A 6,697-nucleotide genomic window follows, 5' to 3' on the forward strand; every position below is an offset into this window, starting at 1 on the left:
ATGAAACTAGGAATCGTACAAATTAGATACTTATATAGGTCATTTGTTTTTATACTTCTTTGTCTTATTATAAGTAGTTGTACAGAGCAGTATGCATTTAAAACTAGTACATTCGAAAATATACTTGTTATTCAGGCAAACATTACGAATGAATTCAAAAAACAAGAAATAAAAATTTCCAGATCTTATCGTTTTGAAGAAAATGAACCAACTAACGAAGAAGGTGCTAATGTTTATGTAACCGATAGTGACAATAATAACTATCAATTTGGATTTGAAAAAATATCAGGTTTATATGTTTCAAATAGTGAATTTCAAGCTGTTCTGGGAAAAACATATCAATTAAACGTTATCACAAAAGAAGGAAAATCATATTCTTCAAATGTTCAATCTTTAACACCTGCTAGTGAAATTCAGGTAGAACCGAAGATTGCTACTATTGATGGACAAAAAGGGGTGCAAATAGTTGTGAGTAGTTATGACCCAGATGCCAAATCAAAGTTTTACAGATATGAATATGACGAAACATATAAGGTAATTGCCCCAAGTTGGACATCTGAAAAACTTATTGTAGCTCCATTTACAACAAATGGGCATCCAGATTTTTTGGTTGTTCCTAGAACAGAAGAGACCAGAATTTGTTACACTACAAAAAAATCTGATGATTTATTTTTGTTGAATACATTAGGTTTAAGTGAAGATCGTATTGATTATCCGATACGTTTTATAGATATTAAAAGTCCGATTCTTAATGAACGATATAGTATTATAGTTCGTCAATATATTCAGAACTTAGAATCTTATACCTACTATGAAACATTAAAAAGCCTGTCAACTTCCAAAAGTCTCTTCTCGCAAGTTCAGCCTGGATTTAACTACGGTAATTTAAAATCAAATGATGATTCTAGTGAAAAAATAATTGGCTTTTTTGAAGTATCATCAATTTCATCAAAAAGAATTTTTTTTAACTTTAGAGATATCTTTATAGATGATCCATATCCTCCATATTATTTCGAGTGTTATATTACTCCATACAGTAACTGCTGGACCGAAAGAGGATGTGGAGGAAACAAAATACTATCTCTAATTACCGGATCTGGAACTGAGCAAGTATATTATGGAGCTGATGCTAAAGGAAACTTTTATTTTGTGACCGCGCCTTGTGGCGACTGTACCAAAATTTCATCTAACATTAGGCCTTTATTTTGGAGAGACTAAATAATAAACATTCTAAAACTGATAAAAAACTATAGGCTGCTATTACATTAAAACAAAAATTAGATTAAAACACATAGTAATAAATTTCAACAATCAAAGCAAATGGAATTAAGAACCCAACATATCAGATGCTTATATAAAACATTGTTTTTTATACTTCTCTGCTTTACAATAAGTAGTTGCACAGAACAATATGCATTTAAAACCAGTACATACGAAAATATACTTGTTGTTCAGGCAAACATTACAAATGAATACAAAAAACAAGAAATAAAAATTTCCAGATCTTATCGTTTCGAAGAGAGTGGTCCTACTATAGAAGAAGGAGCTACTGTTTATGTAACCGATAATGACAACAATACCTATTCATTTAGTCTAGAAAAAATATCAGGATTATATGTCTCAAATAATGAATTTCAGGCAATTCCAGGAAAAACATATCAATTAAACATTACTACAAAAGAGGGGAAATCATACTCTTCTTCTGTTCAATCTTTAACTCCTGTTAGTGAAATTCAGGTAGAGCCAAAAATTGAAACTATCAAGGGAGAAAAAGGAGTACAAATTGTCGTGAGTAGTTATGACCCAGATGCCAAATCAAAATTCTACAGATACGAATATGATGAAACATATAAAATCATAGCACCCGATTGGAAACCTGAAAAACTCATACTAGCGCCATTTACTACCAATGGATATCCAGATTTCTTAGTTGTACCCAGAGAAGGAGAATCCCGAATTTGTTACACCACAAAAAAATCTGATAATTTAATTTTAATGAATACTGTAGGTTTAAGCGAAGACCGTATTAATTTACCAATACGTTTTATAGATATTAAAAACCCTATTCTTAATGAACGTTACAGTATTATAGTACGCCAATATGTTCAGAACTTAGAATCCTATACTTATTACAAAACCTTAAAAAGCTTATCTACTTCCGAAAGCATCTTTTCGCAAGTTCAACCTGGATTTAACTATGGTAATTTAAAATCAAATGACGATCCTAGTGAAAAAATAATTGGCTTTTTTGAAGTATCATCAATTTCGTCGAAAAGAATCTTTTTTAATTTTAGAGATATTTTTATAGATGATCCATACCCTCCATATTATACCAAATGTGAAACTGTTATATATACAAACTGCTGGAAAGAGAGAGGATGTGGAGGAAATAAAATACTTTCGATAGTTAATGGACCCGGAATGGAAGTTTTATATTATGGAACCGATAAAGATATGTTTGTATTTATTACCTCAGGTTGTACAGATTGCACTAAAATTTCATCTAACATTAAACCTTTATTTTGGATAGACTAAAAAAATCAATAAGTATAGTGATGCTAATAGCAATTAGCACATTAGCTACAGCGCAAAATAGTTCATTAAATAAAAATGAAACTATAAGTAAATCTACTAGCGAAAATATCTTCATTCATTCAAACACCTCCACATTAATTGTTGGAGAGACTTTGCATTGCAAATTATACTGCCTAAACTCTTCAGACAATAGCTTGAGTAACATGAGTAAAATTGCCCATGTAGAACTTGTTAATAATGAAAACCAAATCGTTTTTATAAATAAAATCTATTTAGAGAACGGAAAAGGTCAAGGTGATTTTTTTATACCAACAACTATTAGCACGGGTAACTACAAACTTATTGCTTATACAAATTGGATGTTAAACAAAAAAGATTCTAAAGTTTCAGAAATTGATCTTGTAATAATAAATCCTTATTTAACGAGTACAAAAAGCAATTCAAACACAGCTTCCAACTCTCAAAAAAAGGAAACAAAAACCTCAGAAACTAAATCAGATTTAGTTCATGTTCCTAGTAAAGATCAAAATTTTACAATAGAATTAAATAAGATAAGCGCAATAAAAAGAGAACAACTTTTACTTAAAATTAAATCATTAAACGCTATTAGTAGTAAAGGAAGTTATTCTCTTTCTATAAAAAAAATTGACAACTTACCTTCAAAAAAATCATTAAGTTCTTATGAATTTGTAAAGTATAATTCAGATAATAAATGGGTAAATACAATAAATGATTCAATCATATTTATACCAGAACTTAGAGGAGAAATAATATCTGGTACAATTACAAACAGTAAAGATCCGAAACAAATAAATGATAAAAGTGTAGCATTATCTATACCTGGAACTGATTTTGGCTTTAAAATAGTTAAGACAAATCAAAACGGTAAGTTCAATTTTGTTTTAGACAAAAACCCAAACTATACTAATGCTGTAGCTCAGGTAATAGGAGAAGACAAAAATGACTACAAGATAGAAATTGATAAAAACAAACCATACAATTTATCCGAATTAAAATTCACAGAAGAACTAAATCTTACTTCCGATTATAAAAATAGTATAGAAGAAAGATCAGTTGCAAACCAAATAGAAAACGCCTATTACTCAATTAAAAAGGATAGTGTAGAAAACAATAGTAAAGCTGTTCCATTTTTTAATTCTTTACAGAAAGAGTATGTCCTTGGAGACTACACAAGCTTCCCAAGTTTAAAAGAGACAATAACCGAAGTAATAAAAGAAGTATATTATCGCGAAGAAGATAAAAAATATAGCCTTAATGTAAGAGATATAAACTATGATTTAAAATATTTTTCTGAGCCAGCATTAGTATTAGTCGACGGATTATTAATTCAGAATGTTAATGAATTATTTGATTACAAAACCGATAATATATATAAAGTCAGCGTTGTTCCGGGAGTTTATTTCTATGGTCCAAAGGCATTTAATGGTATCATTAGTTTTACTACAAAAAACAATGACTACGTTAGTAAAGAAACAGGAAGTTATATCTTGAAATCAGAAATTCAAAGACCTTTAAATAAAACAGTCTATTTCAAACAAGATTATACAGATGGAAATAAATACGACAGAATTCCTGATTATAGATACCAATTACTTTGGCAGCCAGAAGTAACTCTGGAAAATAAAGAGAACACAATTTCTTTTTTTACTTCTGATGTTTCTGGAGAATTTGAAATCAGTTTAGAAGGATTTACACAAGAGGGAATCCCAGTATCTTTGAGAGAAACTTTTGAAGTAAAATAAATATTTTTATTTTTTTTGTAACTTTTTTGCAACTTCATACGTATAACCATTTGTACACTTAAAAATTGAGGAGACAAAAACATGAGACAACTTAAAATCACCAAGCAGGTAACCAATCGTGAGACTGCTTCATTAGACAAATATTTACAAGAAATTGGAAAAGTTGACCTAATTACCGCTGACGAAGAAGTAGAGTTAGCACAAAAAATAAAAGCTGGTGATCAAAGAGCATTAGAAAAATTAACAAAAGCCAACTTACGTTTTGTGGTTTCGGTGGCAAAACAATATCAAAATCAAGGGTTAACACTTCCCGATTTAATAAACGAAGGAAATTTAGGTTTGATTAAAGCGGCACAACGTTTTGATGAAACACGTGGTTTCAAATTTATATCATACGCAGTTTGGTGGATTCGTCAATCGATTCTTCAAGCATTAGCAGAACAATCACGTATCGTTCGTTTACCTTTAAATAAAATTGGTTCTATCAATAAAATCAACAAGATGTATGCGTTATTAGAGCAATCTAATGAGCGTCCGCCATCTGCAGAAGAAATTGCTAAGGAACTAGACATGACAGTAAATGACGTAAAAGAGTCTATGAAAAACTCTGGTCGTCACCTATCAATGGATGCACCTCTTGTAGAAGGAGAAGATTCAAACCTTTACGATGTATTACGTTCAGGAGAATCTCCAAACCCAGACAGAGAATTAATTCACGAATCATTACGTACAGAAATCGAGCGTTCATTAGAAACATTAACTCCAAGAGAGGCAGATGTAGTTCGTTTATACTTTGGTTTAGGAGACCAACACCCAATGACTCTAGAAGAAATTGGAGAAACTTTCGACTTAACTCGTGAGCGTGTACGTCAGATTAAAGAAAAAGCAATCCGTAGATTAAAACATACTTCAAGAAGTAAAATTCTTAAAACTTATTTAGGCTAATATTAGTCTTAAAGTTAGAAAGTTCATAAAGTTCAAAAGTCTCTTTAGACTTTAAGACTTTCTACTAAACAGCAAACAACAGTTTGATTGACTGTTCGTTTTTTGATTGATGATTGAAACTCCGGCTGATTACCGGAGTTTTATTTTTTTATACCCTCAATCATTTTTGTTATTTATATTGAGATTTAACCTATTGTTATTTAACCGCAAAGGACGCGAAGAACTTATAAATAAGATAACAAAACGCAAAGAACGCAAAGCTTTGTGAACTTTACGTAAACCCTTGTGCCCTTTGCAGTTCATTTTTCAGCCACAGATTAAAGGATTAAAAAGATTAAAAAAAAATTACCCATAACACTAGTTGAGCAAACTGACGAAGTAATTGTACTAATTTAAATTTTTAAAAATCTGTTTTTATCTGCGTTTTCGCGATAGCGAATCAGTTTTATCCGCGTTCCTTTTTCTTCCCTTGACTTAATCTTTTGCGAGCTTTGCGTAAACCCTTGCGCCCTTTACGGTTAATTTTTTAGCCACCGATTAAAAGGATTAAATAGATTAAAAGCTTTTGCAAACTTTGCCGTTAAAAAATTACCTTTGCAAAAAATAACACAACACACAACTACACAATGAAAAATACACTTATTGCACCGTCCGTTCTTGCTGCCGATTTTGCAAACTTACAACGTGACATCGAGATGATTAACAACAGTCAGGCCGATTGGTTTCATATTGATATTATGGATGGCGTTTTTGTTCCAAACATTTCTTTTGGGATGCCAGTTTTAGAAGCAATTAACAGACATGCAAAAAAAACTATCGATGTTCACTTAATGATAGTTGATCCAGATAGATACATTAAAACTTTTGCCGACTTAGGCGCTAACATATTAAGTGTACATTATGAAGCTTGTACACATCTTCATAGAACCTTACAGGCTATTAAAGCAGAAGGAATGAAAGCTGGAGTAGCAATTAACCCACATACAAATATCGATTTACTAGAAGATGTAATAAACGACATCGATTTGGTTTGTATCATGAGTGTAAATCCTGGTTTTGGCGGACAATCGTTTATCGAGAATACATACGCAAAAGTGAAGAAGTTAAAAGATTTAATTACAAGAAAAAACGCATCTACAATTATAGAAATTGATGGTGGTGTAACCAATAAAAATGCAAAACAATTAGTTGAAGCTGGAGCAGATGTTCTAGTAGCAGGAAGTTTCGTTTTTAAAGCCGAAAACCCTACAGCAACAATCGCCGATTTAAAAGCATTAACTTCTTTTTAATTTTCCAGAAGCAAATAAAATACAAAAGCCGAAGATAATCTCTTCGGCTTTTTTATATCATTCCAAAACTTGAAACATTTTACAATTTAGTTTAATAGTTTGGTGTATTATTTAACACATAGAAACATAGATTTCATATATGAAAAAGAATACAAAAATAAATAT

5 protein-coding genes are annotated in these 6,697 nt (G+C 30.9%); all 5 read left to right on the plus strand.

The features are described from left to right. The 5 genes from IW20_RS13935 (at position 1) to rpe (ending at position 6,532) form a co-directional block, all read left to right on the plus strand. Entirely contained in the window at positions 1-1,218 is a 1,218-nt protein-coding gene (locus IW20_RS13935; protein WP_035623407.1) for a DUF4249 domain-containing protein, read from the plus strand. A 102-nt stretch (positions 1,219-1,320) separates the two neighbouring features. Beyond that, positions 1,321-2,535 carry a DUF4249 domain-containing protein gene (locus IW20_RS13940; protein ID WP_035623410.1) on the plus strand — a complete coding sequence of 405 codons (1,215 nt, stop codon included), beginning with the start codon at positions 1,321-1,323 and terminating at the stop codon, positions 2,533-2,535. A 20-nt stretch (positions 2,536-2,555) separates the two neighbouring features. Further along, positions 2,556-4,298 (plus strand): hypothetical protein, encoded by a 1,743-nt coding sequence (locus IW20_RS13945; RefSeq protein WP_051885768.1) that lies wholly within the window; start codon positions 2,556-2,558, stop codon positions 4,296-4,298. A gap of 81 nt (positions 4,299-4,379) precedes the next feature. Then, entirely contained in the window at positions 4,380-5,243 is an 864-nt protein-coding gene (locus tag IW20_RS13950; RefSeq protein WP_026707723.1) for a sigma-70 family RNA polymerase sigma factor, read from the plus strand. A 626-nt stretch (positions 5,244-5,869) separates the two neighbouring features. Then, positions 5,870-6,532, plus strand: coding sequence for a ribulose-phosphate 3-epimerase (rpe, locus tag IW20_RS13955; protein ID WP_035623372.1), 663 nt, complete (start codon positions 5,870-5,872; stop codon positions 6,530-6,532). The last annotated feature ends 165 nt before the right edge of the window (positions 6,533-6,697 follow it).

It is taken from the genome of Flavobacterium hydatis, assembly GCF_000737695.1.
Classification (GTDB): Bacteria; Bacteroidota; Bacteroidia; order Flavobacteriales; family Flavobacteriaceae; genus Flavobacterium; species Flavobacterium hydatis.